15 protein-coding genes are annotated in these 20429 nt (G+C 73.4%); 10 read left to right on the forward strand and 5 right to left on the reverse strand.

What is annotated here, in order from left to right:
• Positions 1 to 133: 133 nt before the first annotated feature.
• Both meaB and AB0435_RS20855 read right to left on the reverse strand, forming a co-directional pair.
• Complete coding sequence (gene meaB / locus AB0435_RS20850) at positions 134 to 1090, reverse strand: methylmalonyl Co-A mutase-associated GTPase MeaB (protein WP_366003380.1); 957 nt, start codon at positions 1088 to 1090, stop codon at positions 134 to 136.
• A 50-nt stretch (positions 1091 to 1140) separates the two neighbouring features.
• On the reverse strand, positions 1141 to 2316 hold the full coding sequence (locus AB0435_RS20855) for an acetyl-CoA C-acetyltransferase (RefSeq protein ID WP_366003384.1): 1176 nt from the start codon (positions 2314 to 2316) through the stop codon (positions 1141 to 1143).
• Between the two features lie 175 nt (positions 2317 to 2491).
• Here AB0435_RS20855 and mce point away from each other — a divergent pair, with 175 nt between their 5' ends.
• From mce to AB0435_RS20895, 8 genes are all read left to right on the forward strand, one after another.
• Complete coding sequence (gene mce / locus AB0435_RS20860; RefSeq protein WP_366003379.1) at positions 2492 to 2932, forward strand: methylmalonyl-CoA epimerase; 441 nt, start codon at positions 2492 to 2494, stop codon at positions 2930 to 2932.
• Between the two features lie 178 nt (positions 2933 to 3110).
• Positions 3111 to 7832, forward strand: a complete 4722-nt coding sequence (scy, locus tag AB0435_RS20865) for a polarized growth protein Scy (RefSeq protein WP_366427642.1) — start codon at positions 3111 to 3113, stop codon at positions 7830 to 7832.
• Positions 7833 to 7946: 114 nt separating this feature from the next.
• Complete coding sequence (locus AB0435_RS20870; protein ID WP_087926230.1) at positions 7947 to 8885, forward strand: cellulose-binding protein; 939 nt, start codon at positions 7947 to 7949, stop codon at positions 8883 to 8885.
• A 167-nt stretch (positions 8886 to 9052) separates the two neighbouring features.
• A complete protein-coding gene (locus AB0435_RS20875; protein ID WP_366003377.1) occupies positions 9053 to 10042 on the forward strand; it encodes an ATP-binding cassette domain-containing protein in 990 nt (329 codons plus the stop codon).
• Positions 10043 to 10046: 4 nt separating this feature from the next.
• Positions 10047 to 10820, forward strand: coding sequence for an ABC transporter permease (locus tag AB0435_RS20880; protein WP_366003376.1), 774 nt, complete (start codon positions 10047 to 10049; stop codon positions 10818 to 10820).
• A gap of 228 nt (positions 10821 to 11048) precedes the next feature.
• The gene (locus tag AB0435_RS20885) at positions 11049 to 11921 is read left to right on the forward strand and encodes a hypothetical protein (protein ID WP_366427643.1); all 873 of its coding nucleotides are present in this window, start codon (positions 11049 to 11051) and stop codon (positions 11919 to 11921) included.
• An 89-nt stretch (positions 11922 to 12010) separates the two neighbouring features.
• On the forward strand, positions 12011 to 13237 hold the full coding sequence (locus AB0435_RS20890; protein ID WP_366427644.1) for an ATP-binding cassette domain-containing protein: 1227 nt from the start codon (positions 12011 to 12013) through the stop codon (positions 13235 to 13237).
• Positions 13234 to 14118, forward strand: coding sequence for an ABC transporter permease subunit (locus AB0435_RS20895; RefSeq protein WP_366003373.1), 885 nt, complete (start codon positions 13234 to 13236; stop codon positions 14116 to 14118). The genes AB0435_RS20890 and AB0435_RS20895 overlap by 4 nt, the downstream gene beginning before the upstream one ends.
• A gap of 76 nt (positions 14119 to 14194) precedes the next feature.
• On the opposite strand, the gene AB0435_RS20900 is transcribed toward AB0435_RS20895, so the two are convergent.
• Positions 14195 to 14527: an ATP/GTP-binding protein gene (locus AB0435_RS20900; protein ID WP_366003371.1), complete on the reverse strand. Its 333-nt coding sequence runs from the start codon at positions 14525 to 14527 to the stop codon at positions 14195 to 14197.
• A gap of 204 nt (positions 14528 to 14731) precedes the next feature.
• On the opposite strand from AB0435_RS20900, the gene AB0435_RS20905 reads away from it, so the two are divergent.
• Positions 14732 to 15757, forward strand: coding sequence for an LLM class flavin-dependent oxidoreductase (locus AB0435_RS20905; protein WP_366003370.1), 1026 nt, complete (start codon positions 14732 to 14734; stop codon positions 15755 to 15757).
• Positions 15758 to 16042: 285 nt separating this feature from the next.
• On the opposite strand, the gene AB0435_RS20910 is transcribed toward AB0435_RS20905, so the two are convergent.
• Complete coding sequence (locus AB0435_RS20910) at positions 16043 to 16435, reverse strand: SCO5389 family protein (RefSeq protein WP_366003369.1); 393 nt, start codon at positions 16433 to 16435, stop codon at positions 16043 to 16045.
• 230 nt (positions 16436 to 16665) lie between these two features.
• Here AB0435_RS20910 and nucS point away from each other — a divergent pair, with 230 nt between their 5' ends.
• Positions 16666 to 17328 carry an endonuclease NucS gene (nucS, locus tag AB0435_RS20915; protein WP_116213924.1) on the forward strand — a complete coding sequence of 221 codons (663 nt, stop codon included), beginning with the start codon at positions 16666 to 16668 and terminating at the stop codon, positions 17326 to 17328.
• A 226-nt stretch (positions 17329 to 17554) separates the two neighbouring features.
• On the opposite strand, the gene AB0435_RS20920 is transcribed toward nucS, so the two are convergent.
• A complete protein-coding gene (locus AB0435_RS20920; RefSeq protein WP_366427645.1) occupies positions 17555 to 20209 on the reverse strand; it encodes an ATP-binding protein in 2655 nt (884 codons plus the stop codon).
• Positions 20210 to 20429: the final 220 nt, after the last annotated feature.

Here is a 20429-nt window from a genome sequence, read left to right on the forward strand (position 1 = left end):
GGTCCGCACCATCCAGCCCGTCCGGCGTTTGAGGACAGCGCGCGAAGCGTGCTTCGGGGGCCTGGGGGCTCGCCCCCAGTTCGGGAAGGGGCGGGTAGGGGAAAAAGCCCGCCGCAGGCGCAAGCAGCCCGCGTCAGCCCTCCGTCAGGCCCGCGACCAGTTCGTCCGCCGCCGCGTACGGGTCAAGAGAACCGTTCACGATGCGCTCCGCCAGAGCGGAGAGCCGGCGGTCGCCGTGCAGGTCACCGATCCGCTCACGCAGCGCAGTGACGGCGATCGTCTCCACCTCACGCGCCGCGCGGGACGCGCGCCGCTCCGCGAGGACACCCCGCTCCTCCATCCACGCCCGGTGCTTCTCCAGGGCCTCGACCAGCTCGTCCGTGCCCTGGCCGCGGGCGGCGACGGTCTTGACGATGGGCGGCCGCCAGTCGCCGGGGCCGCGGGCCTCGCCGAGGCCCAGCATGTGGTTGAGCTCGCGGGCGGTGGCGTCGGCGCCGTCGCGGTCGGCCTTGTTGACGACGTAGACGTCGCCGATCTCCAGGATCCCGGCCTTGGCCGCCTGGATGCCGTCGCCCATGCCGGGGGCGAGCAGCACCACGCTGGTGTCTGCCTGGGAGGCGATCTCGACCTCGGACTGCCCGACGCCGACGGTCTCCACGAGGATCACCTCGCAGCCGGCCGCGTCGAGGACGCGGATGGCCTGGGGGGCGGCCCAGGCGAGGCCGCCGAGGTGGCCGCGGGTGGCCATGGAGCGGATGTAGACGCCGGGGTCGGAGGCGTGGTCGGACATCCGCACGCGGTCGCCGAGCAGGGCGCCGCCGGAGAAGGGCGAGGAGGGGTCGACGGCGAGCACGCCGACCCGCTTCCCGGCCTTGCGGTAGGCGCTGACCAGGGCCGAGGTGGAGGTCGACTTGCCGACGCCGGGCGAGCCGGTGAGGCCGACGACGTAGGCCCCGCCCGTCAGCGGGGCCAGCGCCGCCATCACCTCGCGCAGCTGCGGGGACGCCCCCTCCACCAGGGAGATCAGCCGGGCGACGGCGCGCGGCCGCCCTTCCCGGGCCTGCTCGACCAGCGCGGGGACGTCCACCATGTCTGCTCCGTTCCGAGGGGTGCTCCGAAGGTCCCGGGGGTGGGTGGGCGTCAGTTGCCGGGGACGCGGATGATCAGGGCGTCGCCCTGACCGCCGCCGCCGCACAGCGCCGCCGCGCCGACCCCGCCGCCGCGCCGCTTGAGCTCCAGGGCGAGGTGGAGGACGGTGCGGGCACCGGACATGCCGATGGGGTGGCCCAGCGCGATGGCCCCACCGTTGACGTTCACCTTTTCGGGGGAAACGCCCAGATCCTTGATCGACTGCACCAGAACGGCGGCGAATGCCTCGTTGATCTCGATCAGGTCGAGGTCGTCGACGGTCAGCCCCTCCTTGCGCAGCGCGTGCTGGATGGCGTTGGAGGGCTGCGAGTGGAGGGAGTTGTCGGGGCCGGCCACATTGCCGTGGGCGCCGATCTCGGCGATCCAGTGCAGGCCCAGCTCCTCGGCCTTGGCCTTGCTCATCACGACCACGGCGGCGGCGCCGTCGGAGATCTGCGAGGAGGTGCCGGGGGTGATCGTGCCGTCCTTGGCGAAGGAGGGGCGGAGCTTGCCGAGGACCTCGACGGTGGTGTCGGCGCGCACGCCCTCGTCCTTGCTGAAGAGGACGGGGTCGCCCTTGCGCTGCGGGATCTCCACGGGGGTGATCTCCGCCTCGAAGAGGCCGTTCTTCTGGGCGGCGGCGGCGCGCTGGTGGGAGCGGGCGCCGATCTCGTCCTGCTCGGCGCGGCCGATGCCGAGGCGGGTGTTGTGCTTCTCGGTGGACTCGCCCATGGCGATGCCCTCGTAGGCGTCCGAGAGGCCGTCGTGGTGCATCGAGTCGAGCATCTCGATGGAGCCGTACTTGTAGCCCTCGCGCGACTTGGGCAGCAGGTGCGGGGCGTTGGTCATCGACTCCTGGCCGCCGGCCACCACGATGTCGAACTCACCGGCGCGGATGAGCTGGTCGGCCAGCGCGATGGCGTCGAGGCCGGACAGGCAGACCTTGTTGACGGTGAGGGCGGGCACGCTCATGGGGATGCCGCCCTTGACGGCCGCCTGGCGGGCCGGGATCTGGCCCGCGCCGGCCTGGAGCACCTGCCCCATGATCACGTACTGCACCTGGTCGCCGCCGATGCCGGCCCGGTCGAGGGCGGCCTTGATGGCGAACCCGCCGAGCTCGGCCGCGGAGAAGGAGCGCAGCGAGCCGAGCAGCCGGCCCATGGGCGTACGGGCGCCCGCGACGATCACGGATGTGGTGCCGGTCGAACCGTTCGTACCAGTCATGAGGCGCGGCCCCTTCGAGGCGGAGAGGTTAACGATGGTTCCCGTCAATGTACTGAGCGGTAGGCGCCCGGGTCACCGGGCCGAAGGTGTGATCGCGCGCACGTTGCGTAACCACGGCGGCGGGCGGTGCACTGGTTCCATGCTGACGCGTATCGACCACATCGGGATCGCTTGTGCGGACCTCGACACGACCGTCGAGTTCTACCGTGCCACGTACGGCTTCGAGGTGTTCCACACCGAGGTCAACGAGGAACAGGGGGTGCGCGAGGCCATGCTCCGGATCAACGGGACGGACGACGGCGGCGCCTCCTACATCCAGCTCCTGGAGCCCACCCGGCCGGATTCCGCGGTCGGCAAGTGGCTGGCGAAGAACGGCGAGGGCGTTCACCACATCGCGTTCGGTACGCCGGATGTCGACGCCGACGCTGCCGAGATCGGCGGCAAGGGCGTACGCGTCCTCTACGAGCAGCCGCGGACGGGATCCATGGGCTCCCGCATCACCTTTCTGCACCCCAAGGACTGCCACGGCGTACTGACCGAACTGGTCACCTCGGCACCCCCCGCGGACCCGGAGCACTGACCCGCACCTCCCCCGGCCGGTAGAGTGCAGGTTCGGCCGGGGTACGGGGTGGGGCCCCGGGCCGGGCTGTACCGATGATCTGACACCATTTCTTCGGAAGGGCAGGCTCCGGGTTCCTCCGGTTTATGCGGGACGGGGCCGGCCGCCAACGCGACCAGGGGACGGATGGGACCGCGCAGTGCGGGGCAACGACCGCTACGAGGCTGACGACCACCTCTCGCAATTCGAAGCCGAGATGGAGCGGCTGAAGAAGGAGCGGGAGAAGGCGGTCCAGCACGCCGACGACCTCGGCTATCAGGTCGAGGTGCTGCGCGCCAAGCTGCACGAGGCGCGCCGCAATCTCGCCCACCGTCCGGCATACGACACCGCCGATATGGGTTACCAGGCGGAGCAGTTGCTCCGTAATGCCCAGATTCAGGCGGAGCAGATGCGGACCGACGCGGAGCGCGAGCTCCGCGAGGCGCGCACCCAGACGCAGCGCCTGCTCCAGGAGCAGGCCGAGCGGCAGGCCCGGATGGAGTCCGAGCTGCACGCGGAGGCCGTCGCCCGCCGCCAGCGCCTGGACGAGGAGCTCAACGAGCGCCGCCAGACCGTCGAATCGCACGTCAACGAGAACGTCGCGTGGGCCGAGCAGTTGCGTGCCCGTACGGAGTCCCAGGCCCGGCGCCTGATGGAGGAGTCCCGGGCGGAGGCCGAGCAGTCCCTCGCGGCGGCCCGCGCGGAGGCCCAGCGGCTCACCGAGCAGGCCCGCGGCCGGCTCAGCGCCGCCGCGGACGAGGCGCGTGCCGAGGCGGAGGCGCTGCTGCGCCGTGCCCGCACCGACGCCGGGCGGCTGCTGGCCGCCGCGTCCGCGCAGGCGCAGGAGGCCACCGACCACGCCGAGCAGCTGCGCACGGCGACCAGCACGGAGTCCGACCAGGCGCGCGCGGCCGCGGCCGAGCTGACGCGGGAGGCGCAGGCGCGCCTCGCGGAGGCCGACTCCGCGCTGCGCGAGGCGCGGGCCGAGGCGGAGAAGGTCGTCACCGAGGCGAACGACTCGGCCGCCCGGAAGCTGACGTCGGCGGAGTCCGAGCACGAGCAGCGCTCCCGTACGGCGAAGGCCGAGATCGCCCGCCTGGTCGGCGAGGCCACCAAGGAGTCCGAGGCCCTGCGGGCCGAGGCCGAGCAGCTGCGCGACGACGCCAAGGCCAAGGCGGACCGCCTGCTGGCCGAGGCCACGGAGAACGCCCGCAGCGCCGCCGCGGAGGACTCCGCCGCGCAGCTCGCGAAGGCCGCGCGCTCGGCCGAGGAGGTGCTGACCAAGGCGTCCGAGGACGCCCAGGCCACCACCAAGGCGGCGGCGGAGGAGGCCGAGCGGATCCGGCGCGAGGCGGAGGCCGAGGCCGAGCGGCTGCGAGAGCAGGCCGCGGACACCGCCGAGCAGCTCAAGGGCGCGGCGAAGGACGACACCAAGGAGTACCGCGCCAAGACCGTCGAACTCCAGGAGGAGGCGCGGCGGCTGCGCGGCGAGGCCGAGCAGCTGCGGTCCGAGGCGGTCGCCGAGGGCGAGCGGCTGCGGTCCGAGGCCCGGCGGCAGGCGCTCCAGCAGATCGAGGAGGCGGCCAGCACCGCCGAGGAGCTGCTCGCGAAGGCGAAGGCCGACGCGGAGGAGACCCGCGCCGGGGCGGGCGCCGAGAGCGAGCGCGTGCGCACCGAGGCCGCCGAGCGCGCGGCGAGCCTGCGCAAGCAGGCCGAGGAGGCGCTGGAGCGGGCCCGCACCGAGGCCGAGGAGATGGCCGAGGAGGCCGAGGACCACGCGGAGCGCACCCGCACGGAGGCCGCCGAGGCCGCCAAGCAGCTGCGCGAGGAGGCCGAGCGGGCCGCGGAGGCGCGGCGTACGGAGGCCGCCGAGGAGCTGGCGCGGCTGCACACCGAGGCGGAGACGCGCGTCGAGTCCGCCGAGGAGGCGCTGCGCGAGGCGCGCGCGGAGGCGGAGCGGCTGCGCCGTGAGGCCGCCGAGGAGACGGAGCGGAGCCGTACGGAGGCCGCGGAGCGCGTGCGCGCGCTCCAGGCGCAGGCCGAGACGGAGGCGGAGCGGCTGCGTGCCGAGGCCGCCGAGGAGGCGTCGGCCGCCCGCGCCGAGGGCGAGAGCGTGTCCGCGCGGCTGCGGAGCGAGGCCGCCGCGGAGGCGGAGCGGCTGAAGTCCGAGGCGCAGGAGACCGCGGACCGGATGCGCGCCGAGGCGAACGCCGCCGCGGAGCGCACGGCCACCGAGGCCGCCGAGGCCCTCGCGGCCGCGCAGGAGGAGGCCGCCCGGCGCCGCCGCGAGGCGGAGGAGCTGCTGGGCGACGCCCGTACGGAAGCGCAGGCGGAGCGCGAGGCGGCGCGCGAGCAGAGCGAGGAGCTGCTGGCTTCGGCGCGCAAGCGGGTCGGCGAGGCGCAGGAGGAGGCCCGGCGACTGGTCGAGGAGGCGGAGCAGCGCGCCTCGGAGCTGGTGACGGCCGCGGAGCAGACCGCCCAGCAGGTGCGGGACTCCGTCGCGGGGCTGCACGAGCAGGCCGAGGAGGAGATCGCCGGGCTGCGTTCGGCCGCCGAGCACAACGCCGAGCGGACGGTCACCGAGGCGCAGGAGGAGGCGGACCGGGTCCGTGCCGACGCCTACGCCGAGCGGGAGCGGGCCGGCGAGGACGCCGCCCGTACGCGCGCGGACGCGCAGGCCGCGTCCGAGGCCGCGAAGTCGCTCGCGGAGCGCACGGTCTCCGAGGCGATCGCCGAGGGGCAGCGCCTGGAGGCGGAGGCCGCCCGGGTGCTGGACGAGGCCCGCGAGGCCGCCAACACCCGCCGCAGCGAGGCCGCGGAGCAGGCCGACGAGCTGCTCGCCGAGGCCATGTCCGAGGCGGAGAAGCTGATCACCGAGGCCGAGGCCGCGGTGGTGACGGCGCAGCAGGAGGCCGACGGCCACCGGGCGGAGGCCGCGGAGGAGGCCGAGCTCCTCAAGGCGGACGCCGAGGCAGAGGCCGGACGGCTGCGCGCCGAGGGCGCCGAAGCCCTGGAAACCGCACAGCGCGAAGCCGCCCGCACCACCGACGAAGCACGCGAAGCCGCCAACGCCCGCCGCACGGAAGCCGCCGGGCAGGCGGACGAGCTGATCGCCGAGGCGACGGCCGAGGCGGAGAAGCTCGTCGCCGAGGCGAAGCGCACGGTGGAGGAGGCGCGCGAGGAGGCCGACGGCCACCGCGCGGAGGCCACCGCCGAGGCGGAGCGGCTGGTCGCCGAGGCGACGCGCACCGTGGAGGAGGCGCGGGCGACCGCGGAGAAGCTGGTCGCGAAGGCCACGGCCGAGGCCGACCGCATGGTCTCCGACGCGTCGGCGAAGGCGCAGCAGATGCGTACGGACGCGTCCGACGCGCTGGCCTCCGCCGAGCAGGACGCGGCGCGGGCGCGGGCCGAGGCCCGCGAGGACGCGAACCGGATGCGCACCGAGGGCCACGCGGAGGCGGAGCGGATCGTCAACGCGGCGGCCGAGCTGACCTCTTCGGCGCAGGACGACGCCGACAAGATCGTGGACGAGGCGCGCGAGGCGGCCAACGCCCGCCGCACGGAAGCCGCCGGGCAGGCGGACGAGCTGATCGCGGAGGCCACGGCCGAGGCGGAGAGGCTCGCCGCCGAGGCCGCCCGCACCGTGGAGAAGGCCCGCGAGGCCGCCGAGGCCCACCGGGCCGAGGCCGCGGAGCAGGCCGGCCGGCTCAAGGCGGACGCCGAGACGGAAGCCGGACGGCTGCGCGCCGAGGGCGCCGAAGCCCTGGAAACCGCACAGCGCGAAGCCGCCCGCACCACCGACGAAGCACGCGAAGCCGCCAACACCCGCCGCACCGAAGCCGCCGAGCAGGCCGACAGCCTGATCGCCGAGGCCACGGCCGAGGCGGAGCGGATGGCCGTCGAGGCGGCGGAGGCGCTGAGCTCCGCGCAGGAGAACGCCAACAGCACGCGCGCGGACTCCGCGAAGCTCAAGGCCGACGCCGTCCTGGAGGCCGAGCGGGTGCTCGCCGAGGCGCGCGCCGAGGGCGACCGGACGGTCGACGCGGCGCGGGACGCGGGCGCGCAGAAGCTGACGGAGGCCGCCGAGAAGGCGGACGCCCTGATCGCCAAGGCGCAGGAGGAGGCCCTACGGACGGCGGCCACCGCCGAGGAGCAGGCCGACACCATGGTCGGTGTGGCCCGCCGCGAGGCGGAGCGCATCGTCACGGAGGCCACCGGCGAGGGCAACGCCCTGGTGGAGCAGGCCCGTACGGACGCCAACACCCTGCTGGCCGAGGCCCGCGGGGACGCGACGGCCATAAGGGACCGCGCGGACGAGCTGCGCACCCGGGTGGAGAGCGAGGTCGAGGAACTGCACGACCGGGCACGCCGGGAGGCGTCCGAGGCGATGCAGTCCGCGGGCGAGCGCTGCGACAAGCTCGTGGCCGCGGCGACCGAACAGCTCGCGGAGGCCGAGGAGAAGGCGAAGAAGCTCGTCTCCGACGCCAACAGCGAGGCCAGCAAGGTCCGTATCGCCGCGGTGAAGAAGGCGGAGGGGCTGCTCAAGGAGACGGAGCAGAAGAAGGCCGCCGTCCAGCGGGAGTCCCAGGCGCTGCTGAAGGACGCCGAGGAGAAGAAGGCCGCCGCCGTACGCGAGGCGGAGCGCCTGCGCACCGAGGGTGCGCAGGAGGCCAAGCGCCTGGTCGAGGACGGAAAGCGGGAGTTGGACGCGCTGGTCCGCCGGCGTGAGGACATCAATGCCGAGATTTCCCGTGTCCAGGACGTGTTGGAAGCGTTGGAATCTTTTGAAGCCCCGGGGGCGGGAAGCGCCAAAGAGGGCGGGGTGAAGGCAGCAGCGGTTGCGGGTGCAACTCGATCGGGTGGCAAGCAGTCCCAGAAGTAGCCACTCAAACGGGGGCCCATTCTCCAGATCTGCCCACCGTCCACTCGATGCCACGCCGCTCGCACCCCTAGGATTCCCTCTATCACCTCACCGGTCTCTTATGACAGGAACCCCATGAGTGACACTTCCTCCCCCTTCGGCTTCGAGCTCGTGCGGCGTGGATACGACCGCGGCCAGGTGGACGACCGCATTACCAAGCTCGTCGCCGACCGTGACAGCGCACTGGCCCGAATCACCTCTCTGGAAAAGCGCATCGAGGAGCTCCACCTCGAAACGCAGAATGCTCAGGCCCAGGTCAACGACGCGGAACCGTCCTACGCGGGCCTGGGTGCGCGGGTCGAGAAGATCCTTCGGCTGGCCGAGGAAGAGGCCAAGGATCTGCGTGAGGAGGCGCGGCGCGCGGCCGAGCAGCACCGTGAGCTGGCCGAGTCCGCCGCTCAGCAGGTGCGCAACGACGCCGAGTCGTTCGCCGCCGACCGCAAGGCGAAGGCGGAGGACGAGGGCGCCCGCATCGTCGAGAAGGCCAAGGGCGACGCCGCGACCCTGCGCGCCGAGGCGCAGAAGGACGCGCAGTCCAAGCGCGAGGAGGCCGACGCCCTCTTCGAGGAGACCCGCGCCAAGGCCGCCCAGGCCGCCGCGGACTTCGAGACCAACCTGGCCAAGCGCCGTGAGCAGTCCGAGCGCGACCTGGCGTCCCGTCAGGCCAAGGCCGAGAAGCGACTGGCGGAGATCGAGCACCGCGCCGAGCAGCTGCGCCTGGAGGCGGAGAAGCTGCGCACGGACGCCGAGCGCCGGGCCCGTCAGACGGTGGAGACCGCGCAGCGCCAGGCCGAGGACATCGTGGCCGACGCCAACGCCAAGGCGGACCGCATCCGCAGCGAGTCCGAGCGCGAGCTGGCGGCGCTGACCAACCGCCGCGACAGCATCAACGCCCAGCTGACCAACGTCCGCGAGATGCTGGCCACGCTGACCGGCGCGGCCGTGGCCGCGGCCGGCGTGCCCGGTGACGACGAGCCGATCTCGCGCGGCGTCCCGGCCCAGCAGAGCCGCTGAGCGCACACGGCACGGCCCCGTACCGACCCCCGTACGCCGACGCCCCGTGTACCGCCGAGAGGCGGGACGCGGGGCGTCGGTGTCTGCCCCTTCCGCTTCCGGGTCCGGGTCATCCGGACGGGCGGCCACCGGTGGCGCCGTGGGAGGCATGCCCTTAACGTGGCGGAATGATCGAGCTCCAGGGTCTGACCAAGCGCTACGGCGACAAGCTCGCCGTGGACGGCCTCACCTGCACCGTACGGCCCGGGATCGTCACCGGCTTCCTGGGGCCCAACGGCGCGGGCAAATCCACGACGATGCGCATGATGCTCGATCTGGACCGGCCCACCGCCGGTTCGGTCCACCTCGACGGCAAGCACTACCGCCAGCTGCGGGATCCGCTGAAGGTCGTCGGCGCGCTGCTGGACGCCAAGGCGATGCACGGCGGCCGCAGCGCCTACAACCACCTGCTGTGCCTGGCGCAGAGCAACGGCATCCCGCGGGCCCGGGTGGCGGAGGTGCTGGACACGGTCGGCCTGACGTCGGTGGCGAAGAAACGTTCCAAGGGCTTCTCCCTGGGCATGGGCCAGCGGCTCGGGATCGCGGGCGCGCTGCTGGGCGACCCGCAGGTGCTGCTCTTCGACGAGCCGGTCAACGGCCTCGACCCCGAGGGCATCCACTGGATCCGCAATCTGATGAAGAACCTCGCCGCCCAGGGGCGTACGGTCTTCGTCTCCTCGCACCTGATGAGCGAGATGGCCCTGACCGCCGAGCACCTCATCGTCATCGGCCAGGGGCGGCTGCTGGCGGACACCTCGATGGCGGACTTCATCGCGCAGAATTCCCGCTCCTACGTGCGGCTGCGCTCGCCCGACCGGGAGCGGCTGCTGGACGTGCTGGCGGGCGCGGGCGTCACCGCCGTGACGGCCGGGGACGGCTCACTGGAGGTGGACGGGGCGGACGGCGCGCGGCTGGGCGAGCTCGCGGCCCGGCACCAGATCGTGCTGCACGAGCTGAGCCCGCAGCGGGCCTCGCTGGAAGAGGCGTTCATGCGGCTCACCGCCGAGTCGGTGGAATACCACGCGCACAGCGCGCCGGTCCTGGGACCCGAAGCCGCACCGGGGCAACAGCTCCCGGGGGCCGGCTGGGGTGCCGACTGGCAGAAGAAGGGATCCTGAAGCGATGGCGGCGGTGGCGACCCAGGTCCTCCAGTCCGAATGGACAAAGATCAAATCCGTTCGTTCCACGGTGTGGACGCTCGGTCTCGCCCTGGTCGTGACGGTCGCGCTGGGGATTTTGATCAGCGCTCTTTCCAAAAGCAACTTCGACAAACTGTCGGCGAAGGAGAAGATCACTTTCGATCCGACCTTCACGAGTTTCGCCGGCATGGGACTCGGCCAGCTCGCGATGATCGTTTTCGGGGTGCTGGTCGTCACCAACGAATACAGCACCGGAATGATCCGCACTTCACTGGCGGCCGTACCGCAGCGCGCCACGTTTCTCTTCAGCAAGATCACCATCGCGACGCTGCTGACACTGGTCGTCAGCATGGCCACGAGTTTCCTGGCGTTCTTCCTCGGCCAGGCGGTGCTGGGCGAACACAGGACGTCGATCGGCGATCCGGGAGTCCTGCGCGCCGTCATCGGCGGCGGGCTCTACATGACCCTGATCACCGTCTTCTCCATGGGCGTCGCCACGATGCTGCGCAGCCCGATGCTCTCGCTGGGCATTCTCATGCCGTTCTTCTTCCTCATCTCCAACATCCTGGGCGCGGTCCCGGCCACGAAGAAAGTCGCGCAGTATTTCCCGGACCAGGCGGGCCGCAAGGTCATGCAGGTGATCACGATCGACGACGACGCCCCGTACGGGCCGTGGGGCGGCTTCGCGATCATGGTGCTCTGGGTGGTGGCGGCGCTGGTGGGGGCGTACGTGGTCCTGCGGGAACGGGACGCTTAGCGCTCGGCGCTCGGCCGGGCGGTGACAGCGGTGCGGGTGGTGCCGTCCGCACCACCGCTACGCGGCGGTGTCCTCAATCGCCGGACGGGCTGAATTGCGCACCCGCATCAGCCAACTCAAGCCCGTGGGGGCACCCCCGGACGAAGCCTGGAGGCCCACAAGATCCGCCGGACAAGCCGTAGGCGTTCCCCGTTTCGGTAAGGGGCAGCGCCGGGCAGGGAATGAGGCGTGACCCGCCACAACCTCGGGCAAGCCCCCGCGGAGCATCCGCTCACCTACCCCGGCCGGCCCGCCACCGGCCCCGTGCTGCTCAGCGGCAGCGAGACCCTCGCCCTCACGCCCCGGCACGGCAAGCGGCTCGGCGACTGGAGAGTCTCCGCCGATGACGGGCCGACGCTCGACGCCGTGCTCGAAGAACTGCGCGCCCCCACCACGGGCCGGCGCCACCCCGTCATCGCCGTCGGCTCCAACGCCTCCCCCGCCCAGCTCCACCACAAGCTCGCCGGCGGCGGCCTGCCCACGACGGCCCCCATGATCCCCGTGCGGGTGCGCGGCATCGGCGTCGGCTGCTCCGGGCACATCGGCCGGCACGGCTACGTGGCGGCCGCCCCGTACGCCGATCCGGGCGCCGAGCTCACGCTGGTGATCAGCTGGCTGGACACCGCGCAGCTGCGGGAGGTGGACCGCACGGAGTTCAACTACCGCCGCGTCCTGCTGCCCGGCGACCGCTTCCCCATGCTCATGCCGTCGGGCGAGGCCCTGGGCGGGGCGTATCTCTACGTCAGCCGGCACGGCGTCCTGACCGACACGGCCGACGGCCGCCCGCTGCCCGGCGGCGGCGACCAGCGCGCCCTGCTCACCCGGCTGCTCACCGCCTCCCCCGCCCTGCGGGACCTGCTCGGAACCGGCCCGGAGAGCTGGGTGGAGCGGGCGCGGGCGGACGAGGCCGTGCGCGACGAGGGCAGGCGGATCTTCCGGGAGCACGGCTGGGTGCTGACGGGCAGCGGCTTTCCCGCGCCGGAGGAGACCTGCGTCACACCCCGCAGCCACGACGAGCTGTCCGCGCCCCGCGACGACACGCCCTACCCACCAGTCACCTGAATCTCACATAAACAGGAACCGTCAGCTCCTCGTTATGCTCCTAACCCTTACGGGGGCTTATGCCCCGAAGAGCTCGCGAGGGGCGGAGAATGATCGAGGCAGTCGGCCTCACGAAGCGCTACGGCGCCAAGACGGCCGTGCACAATCTGTCCTTCCGCGTGCGGCCGGGGGCCGTCACCGGCTTCCTGGGCCCCAACGGATCCGGCAAGTCGACCACGATGCGCATGATCCTCGGCCTGGACGTGCCCACGTCCGGCAGTGTGACCATCGGTGGCCACCCCTTCGCCAAGCTGCCCAACGCGCCCCGCCAGGTCGGCGCCCTGCTCGACGCGAAGGCGGTGCACGGCGGGCGCAGCGCCCGGCTGCACCTGCTCTCCCTCGCCCAGCTCGCGGGCCTGCCCGCGCGCCGGGTGGACGAGGTGCTCGCCGTCGTGGGTCTCCAGGACGTGGCCCGCCGCCGCTCCCGGGGCTTCTCCCTCGGCATGGGCCAGCGCCTGGGCATCGCCGCCGCGCTGCTGGGCGACCCGCAGGTGCTGCTCTTCGACGAGCCGGTCAACGGCCTCGACCCCGAGGGCATCCTCTGGGTCCGGAATCTGATGAAGCAGCTCGCGGCGGAGGGCCGGACCGTCTTCGTCTCCTCGCACCTGATGAGCGAGATGGCCCTCACCGCCGAGCACCTCATCGTCATCGGCCGCGGCCAGCTGCTCGCCGACATGAGCGTGCGGGACTTCATCGCCGCGAACTCCGCCGGCTTCGCCCGCGTACGGACCCCGGACACCGAGCCGGAGGGCCGCGAGAAACTGACGGCCACGCTGGTCGAGGCGGGCGGCCAGGTGCTGGCCGAGCCCGACGGCGCCCTGCGCGTCACCGGCGTGCCGCTCCCCCGGATCAGCGACCTCGCGCACGACGCCGACGTCCGCCTGTGGGAGCTCTCCCCGCACCAGGCCTCCCTGGAGGAGGCGTACATGCGGATGACCCAGGGCGCCGTCGACTACCGCTCGACCGCCGACCAGCGCGCCGGTCTGGCGCAGGCCGACCCGTACGCCCAGCAGTACGGCTACGGCGCGCCGCAGGGCCAGGGCTGGGGGCAGCCCGCGCAGGGCGGTTGGGGTCAGCCCGCGCAGGCCAACCCGTATCCCGTGCTGACGGGCGAGCAGCCGAACCCGTACGCCGCCGCTCCGCAGGCGGCCGCGCAGCCCGCCCCGCCCGCCGAACCCCCCGCGCCTGCCGCACCGACTGCCCCGGCTGTCCCGGCCGAGGCGCCCGCCCCCGCCCCCGCCGACCTGACCAAGCGTGACAGCGAGGACGCCCGATGACCGCCCCCCAGCACCCGCAGCCGCCCGCGCCGCAGGCACCGGCCTTCGCGCCGGAGGCCCCTCAGTGGAGCGGCGGGTACGTCTCCCCCATCCCGGTGCGCAAGGCGAACCTCGCCGACGCGATCGCCTCCGAGTGGACCAAGATCCGCTCCCTGCGCTCCACGATGTGGACGCTGGGCGTCATGGTCGTGCTCGTCTTCGGCATCGGCTGCGCGATCGCGATGGCCGCCGGCAGCGTCGACTCCACCGACGGCGAGCGGAACATGTCGGCCCTGAGCTTCGGCGTCTTCGGCGTGCTGCTCGGCATCATCTGCGTGATCACGCTCGGCGTGCTGACGATCAGCTCCGAGTACGGCACCGGCATGATCCGCACCACCCTGACCGCCTGCCCCGACCGCGCCCGCGTGCTGACGGCGAAGGCGATCGTCTTCTTCCTGCTGGTGTTCACGATCACCCTGGTGTCCACGACGCTGGTCGGCATGGTGGCGGAGTCCCTGCTCCAGGGTCAGTGGACGAGCCGCACCACGGGCGAGATGTGGCTGCGCGCCACGGTCGGTGTCAGCCTCTTCGTCGCGCTGATCGGGCTGCTGGCGCTGGCCGTCGGGACGCTCGTGCGGCACTCCGCGGGCGCGATCACGACGATGCTCGGCCTGATGCTGCTGCCGCTGGTCATGACGACGTTCATGTACGCGAGCGCGCTGTCCGAGCTGCGGAAGTTCCTCCTGCAGTACTCGATCCCCTACGAGCTCTTCGTGCTCTTCGCTTCGGGCTCCGAGCCCGACTCGGGCCCCACGGGCTGGGATCCGGTCTGGATCATGGCGGGCGTGGTGGCGGTCGCCCTGGGCGGCGCCTACGCGGCACTCATGAAGCGGGACGCGTAGGCCTGCCCGGCGGGTCTTGTGGTGGGGTGCGGGCGGTGTCCTCAAGCCCGCCCGGCCATCTCCCCACCGCCAGGCCTCAATACCGAGGTGCGTTACGGGACCGCTGGAGCCGCGCGCTCCGGCGGTCCTTCGCGTTCCAGCACGCCTTGTGCCAGTGCCGCCGGTCCTCCACGCCGCCGCCGTACTGCGGCCACGCGACGAGGTGCGGGACACCGGGCGGGATCTCCTGGTCACAGCCGGGGCAGCGGTAGTGCTTGGCCGCCGCGCCGCCGCCGACCGTGCGGACGGCCCACTCCTCGCCCTGCCAGCTCTCGCTGCTCTCCAGGCCGTAGCGGTCGCCGACGAACTCGCGCGGGGCGTCGGTCTGATGATCTGCGCCGCCTCGCGGGCGGTTTCGGCGCGGGGACACGGGGCACCTCGGAGGTCTGGGGGCTACGGGCCGTAACCAGGTTACGCGTCACGGTGACCGTCCCGGGCGCGCATCCCCCAAGCACCACCCGAGCGTTCTCCGATCATCGTTAAAACTTAACGCGAGGCCGTGCCCATGGCACGTGTCAGCCGTTGATTCCCGTGGGGGATGCCGCGTCGGTCGCCAGCAAGGAGATTGAGAGCGATGCGCGTTGGAGCATTCGTCCTGGCCGCACAGTTCCCCGGCCAGGGACATGGGGAGGCGCTGCACCGGTCCGTCCGGTCGGCGGTGGTCGCCGAGGAGGCCGGACTCGACGCGGTCTGGCTCGCGGAACACCACTTCATTCCGTACGGCGTCTGCCCGTCGGCGGCGACGCTGGCCGGGCTGGTGCTGGGGCGCACCCGGCGGATCGAGGTGGGCACGGCGGTGAGCGTGCTGCCCACGGTGCACCCCGTGGCGCTCGGCGAGCAGGCGGCCCTGCTGCACCTCGCGTCCGAGGGCCGCTTCACCCTGGGCGTGGGCCGCGGCGGCCCCTGGGTGGACCTGGAGGTCTTCGGCACGGGCCTGGAGGCGTACGAGCAGGGCTTCCCCGAATCGCTCGACCTGCTGCTGCGGTGGCTGCGCACACCCCGCGTGAGCGCGGCCGGGCCCCGCTTCCACTTCCGCGAAGTGCCCGTCGTGCCACGCCCGGACGATCTGGAGGATCGTTCCGGCCCGCCGGTGCTGCTCGCCTGCACCTCGCCCGCGAGCGTACGGCTGGCGGCCGCGCGCGGCCTGCCGATGCTGCTCGGGATGCACAACTCCGACGAGGAGAAAGCCGAGATGGTCGCCCTCTGGCGCAAGTGCGCGCTCGAGAGCGGGAGTTCACCCGAGGAGGTGGCGGCCGCCGGCCATGTGTCGGCCGGTGTCGCACAGGTCGGGGACCGGCGGCAGGAGGCCGCGGAGACCTTGCTCAAGGCCATGCCGGGGTGGTTCCACCACGGGCTCGCCGCCTACGAGACGGTCGACGGCAGGCCGCGGCGGATGCGCGATCCGCTCGCCTACACCCAGCAGCTCTGCGAGCTCCATCCGGTGGGGCCGCCACGGCTGTGCGCGGACCGTCTCGCGGCGACGTCCGAGCGTACGGGCATCACCCGCTTCGCCCTCCTCGCCGAGGGCTCCGGCGACCTGGCCGCCACGGAGGACAACCTCCGCCGGCTGGGCTCCGAGGTGCTGCCGCTGCTCGCGTGATCGCTGCGGGTCGCTTGCGCGCTGTCCTCAATCGCCGGACGGGCTGGATGGCGCGGACCGTAGCCCGTGTATTCAGCCCGTCCGGCGTTTGAGGACGCGCCCGAAGGGCGCCCCCGCCGCAGGCGGCGAACCGGCCCGCAGCTCGGGGTCTGGGGCAGCGCCCCAGTTCCGGGAAGGGGCGGGGCTGGGGAAAAAGCCCGCCGCAGGCGCACACAACCCGCACCCAAGCGCCGCACCCCCCAGCGCTGCCGCCCACACTGATCGCTGAGCGGCAGCACGGATGCCTCAGCAGTCCCGCAGGAGCGGGGACTGGTTGAGCAGCTGGCCACGGATCGAGGTGAAGCGGGCGAGACGGTCGTCGGCCGCCGGGTCGAGCGGGAAGACCGCCACCCGGTGGCAGTTCTGGAACGCCAGGCGGACACCGAAGTGCCGCTCCAGCGAACCACGGATCGCGTCACTCGCCAGGGCTCGCAGCAGCTGGCCACGGGCCTGCTCATCCGGCGGAGGCGTCTGGTTGTCGGCGAACTCGCCACCGTCGATCTTGAGCCGGGCCACCAGGGAGCTGATCATCTCCCACGCGTACGGCAGGGAGGTCCGGACGCAGTCGACGAAAGCCGCTTCGTCGACCTCGCCTCGCTCGGCCTGTTCAAGGAGGGCCGGTGAGACGTCGAGCGACATGAGTTCTCCTCTCGCGACCCCGCGAGCGGGGTCTCAGGGATGGGCGAGCGGACGACGACGCCCTGTGCCCGTACGACGACCGCCCGCTTCAACGGTAATTCGGCCACTGCGGGGGCACCAGGAGAACGCATCAACAACCGGCCACGGCCCAGGGCGTTCGGCGGTCCACCGAAGGGGTTCATCAAGGGCGAATCGCGTGGAGGGGCGGGAGTCGAGTAGCGTGACTGACCATGCGTCTCGTCATCGCCCGTTGCTCCGTGGACTACGCGGGCCGGCTCACCGCCCACCTCCCCTCCGCCCCGCGACTGATCCTCGTCAAGGCGGACGGCAGTGTCTCCATCCACGCGGACGACAGGGCCTACAAACCCCTCAACTGGATGTCCCCGCCGTGCACCCTCAAGGAGGGCGACGGCTCGGTGTGGACGGTGGTCAACAAGGCGGGCGAGAAGCTGATCATCACTATGGAGGAAGTGCTGCACGATTCCTCCCACGAACTCGGCGTCGACCCGGGTCTGATCAAGGACGGTGTGGAAGCGCACCTCCAGGAGCTGCTCGCCGACCGGATCGAGACGCTCGGTGAGGGCTACACCCTGATCCGCCGGGAGTACCCCACGGCGATCGGGCCCGTGGACATCCTCTGCCGTGACGCGGACGGGGCGACGGTGGCCGTGGAGCTGAAGCGGCGCGGCGACATCGACGGTGTCGAGCAGCTCACGCGCTATCTGGAGCTGCTCAACCGCGACCCGCACCTCGCCCCTGTCCGCGGCGTCTTCGCCGCCCAGGAGATCAAGCCGCAGGCCCGCGTCCTCGCGACGGACCGCGGCATCGGCTGCCTCGTCCTCGACTACGACGCGATGCGCGGCATCGAGGACGACAAGCTTCGCCTGTTCTGACCTGAGGGTGAAGGTGGGTGGGGTGTTCCTGGGGGCTGCGCCCCCAGCCCCCGCTGACGCAGCGGATCCAGCTCCGGCCCACGACCGCTGACCCCGACAACGGCGCCCCACCCCCTCAGGGGGCGCGGGGAACTGCGCGACAAACCCCCACCGACCCGCACCCGCCACACCCCATTCAAGCGGCACCCCGGTGGGCGCCACCCCGGCCCACACAACGGCGCCCCGGTCAAGCCGTCGGGCTGCCCGCCCCGCCGTCCGACGGCCGGCTGCCCGACGAGCCCGTCGTCGCCGGGCCACCGGCCACCGAGCTCGAACCGCCTCCGCCCGCCGGCGGCTGCGACGGCGTCCCCGGCGAAGTGGGGGGCTGCTTCGTCGGATCCTTCGTCGGGTCCTTGGACGGCGACGCGGGCGCGGAGCTCGGTTCCTTCGACGGCGACTTGGAAGGCGACTCCGGCGCAGTGGAGGGCTGCGAGGGCCCACCGGACGGCTTGCCCCCACCACTCGCCCCCGCGCTCGGCGACGCGCTGCCCGAAGCGCCGGGGGACGGCGCGCCCGACGCCCCCGGGGAAGCCGACTGACCGGGCGTCCCCGGCTTGCCCGGCACGTGCGCGTGCCCCTCTTCGCCCGGACCCGGGTGGTCCGCGGTGAGCCCGTTGTCACCGTCCTGCTGCGACGCGGAGCGGTCGGGGGTCACCTTGCCGTCGGAGGCGTCCCCGTCGTGGCTGCGGGACGTCGCGCCGAGCGTCACGACGGTGCCGAGCACCGCGGCGAGCAGCGCGCCGGCGCCCGCGGCGGCGAGGTTGCGCCGGGTGCCGCTGACCATCAGCTTCCTCGCCCACGGCTGGGACGGCCGGCGCTTCTCCGCGCCACCGCCCGGAGCCGCGCCCGGACCGATCCGGCTGAAGGACTCGGTCGCGATGCGGTCCTGGTCGACGGGCGTGGCGAAGGGCGACGGCACCGCGACGGGCGGCGTCGCCGACTCCTCGCGGCGCGCGTCCGGGACCTCCTCGCCGAAGGCCGCCCTCGCGGCCACCGGCCCGGCGGGCGGGGGCGGGAAGGCGGGGGCCGGCGCCGACGACGGGACCGACGGCACCGAGGACGGCTGAGCCGCCGGGGCCGCGCCCGGTTCGTTCCGTGGCGCCGCGGGCCCGTTCGCCGTCCGGCCGGAGAGGTCGGCGACGAGGGCGAGGGCGCGACGGCCCGCTATGGCACCGCGCTTGTCCGCGAGCACCCCGCGCATCCCGACCGACGCCTCCAGCTCGGCGCGGGCCCGGTCGACGTTGCCGGTGCACAGGGCGAGCACGCCCAACTCGTGGTGGAAGTACGCCTCTTCGCCGACCTCACCGCTGCGCCGGGCCGCGGCCTGGCCGTGCCGCAGGCAGCGCTCCCAGGCGCTCCAGTGCAGGGCCGCCGCGAAGGCGGGCGCCGCCGTGCGGGCCAGCAGCACCGCCGCCTGCGCGCGCCCGTCCTCGCCGTCGGCGGCCGTGGCCGCGAGCGCGGCGAGGATCGCGTCGGCCTCCAGGGCGGCGCGCTCGGGGGTGACGGAGGGGTGCCCGGTCCACCAGGCGTAGTGCTGGGCCGCGGCGTGCGCCAGCTCGGCGGAGTCCCGCCCGTACCCCTCGGCGAGCAGTTGGTCGGCGACGCCCGCGGCCAGCCGGTAGTGCGCGCCGGCGGCGGTGATCAGCCCGGCGGCGAGGAGTTCGCCGAGCGCGGCGTCCGCGTGGGTGTCGCCCACGAGGGCCGGCAGGTGCGCCTGGTGCGGGACCTCGCCGCCGAGGGCGACGGCGATGCGCAGGGTGTCGCGGGCGGCCTCGCCGAGCCGGGAGGCGAGCCGGGGCGCGGGGGCCGTGGCCGAGGCGAGGGCGGGCAGCGGCACGTCGGACCCCGCGGCGGCGGGCTCCGGTTCGGCGGGCTCGGCGGCGGTGACGTACGGCCGCTCGGCGACGACGCCGAACTCGTCGGCCGCGGCGGTCTCCGCGCCCGGCGGGTTGTCGCGCTGCCGCAGCAGCGCCCCGGCCTGGACGAAGCGCAGCGGCAGCCCCTCGGAGGCGAACCACAGGTCCGCCGCCCAGTCGGCCTCCTCGTCGGCGAGCGGGCGGCCGACGGCGTGCTCCAGCAGCTCCAGGCAGCCGGTGCGGTCGAGCCCGCCGAGGAAGACCTCTTCGAGGTGCGAGTCGGCGGAGGGCGCGGCGATGTCGGGCGTGGCCGCGAGCAGGAAGGCGCACTCGGGGGTGGCGTCGAGGAGCTCGTCGAGCGCGGCGCCGCCGAATTCGAGGTCGTCCAGGACGACGACCGCGCCGATCTCGTGGACCAGCGACAGGAGTTCGGCACGGTCCGGCCGGTGCAGCGGCGCGTCGTGGACGGCGGCGAAGAGCTCGTGGAGCAGGTCGGTGGTGGTGCGGTGGTGGCCGCTCAGGCGCACGACACCGTCCGGCGCGAGGTCCGCGCAGTCCGCGGCGACGGCGTCGAGCAGGGCACTGCGGCCGGAGCCGGAGGGGCCGGTGAGGCGTACGGAGCGGCCGCGCGACAGCAGGCGGACGAGTCTCTCGCGCTCCTCCTGCCGTTCCAGCAAGGGGAGTTCGGGTCCCGCTGCGCGGGCGGGCGGCGGCGGCTGGGTGGCGCGGAGCCGCTCGGCGCGCTCGGCGGGGCCGCGCTTGCCGGGGTGCGCGGGCCGCTGTCCGGGCAGGCAGGGCTCGATCTCGCTGCCGTCGAGCGGATTGACGGTGAGGACGTAGTCGCCGGCGACGAGCCGGACGACGCGGACGGGCGCGGGCCCCTGCCCGCCGCTCTCCTGACCCTGCGTCTCCCGCGCCGGGCCGCCGTCGGTGGCGGGCTCGTGGGCGCCGTCGCCGAATTCCTCGGATCGGTTCGTCGGGTCCATGGTGAAAGCCCCCAAAAGCGTGGCGTGCCGTCGTGCCCTCCCGGCCTGTCCGCACTCCCTCGCCCCCGGCCGGGTACCGCCCGGTCGGCGCTCAGGGTCCGGTGCCCGCCGTGTGGGCATGGTTGTACGGCCTTATGCGGCGGGAAAACCGAACCTCAGACCTCCGGACAGTATCCATGAATCCAGGGGGGACTCGCCGCCCGGGGGAGGTCACAGTCCC

Origin of the sequence: Streptomyces sp. NPDC051173 (genome assembly GCF_040689515.1) — a bacterium.
Lineage (GTDB): Bacteria > Actinomycetota > Actinomycetes > Streptomycetales > Streptomycetaceae > Streptomyces.

Excerpts from the sequence above, each read along its gene's own strand:
- AB0435_RS20875 (WP_366003377.1), top strand. The coding sequence starts at position 9,053 with ATGATCGAGCTCCAGGGTCTGACCAAGCGCTACGGCGACAAGCTCGCC.
- AB0435_RS20890 (WP_366427644.1), top strand. The coding sequence starts at position 12,011 with ATGATCGAGGCAGTCGGCCTCACGAAGCGCTACGGCGCCAAGACGGCC.
- meaB (WP_366003380.1), bottom strand. The coding sequence starts at position 1,090 with ATGGTGGACGTCCCCGCGCTGGTCGAGCAGGCCCGGGAAGGGCGGCCG.
- AB0435_RS20905 (WP_366003370.1), top strand. The coding sequence starts at position 14,732 with ATGCGCGTTGGAGCATTCGTCCTGGCCGCACAGTTCCCCGGCCAGGGA.
- AB0435_RS20870 (WP_087926230.1), top strand. The coding sequence starts at position 7,947 with ATGAGTGACACTTCCTCCCCCTTCGGCTTCGAGCTCGTGCGGCGTGGA.
- nucS (WP_116213924.1), top strand. The coding sequence starts at position 16,666 with ATGCGTCTCGTCATCGCCCGTTGCTCCGTGGACTACGCGGGCCGGCTC.
- mce (WP_366003379.1), top strand. The coding sequence starts at position 2,492 with ATGCTGACGCGTATCGACCACATCGGGATCGCTTGTGCGGACCTCGAC.
- AB0435_RS20895 (WP_366003373.1), top strand. The coding sequence starts at position 13,234 with ATGACCGCCCCCCAGCACCCGCAGCCGCCCGCGCCGCAGGCACCGGCC.
- AB0435_RS20920 (WP_366427645.1), bottom strand. The coding sequence starts at position 20,209 with ATGGACCCGACGAACCGATCCGAGGAATTCGGCGACGGCGCCCACGAG.
- AB0435_RS20880 (WP_366003376.1), top strand. The coding sequence starts at position 10,047 with ATGGCGGCGGTGGCGACCCAGGTCCTCCAGTCCGAATGGACAAAGATC.
- AB0435_RS20910 (WP_366003369.1), bottom strand. The coding sequence starts at position 16,435 with ATGTCGCTCGACGTCTCACCGGCCCTCCTTGAACAGGCCGAGCGAGGC.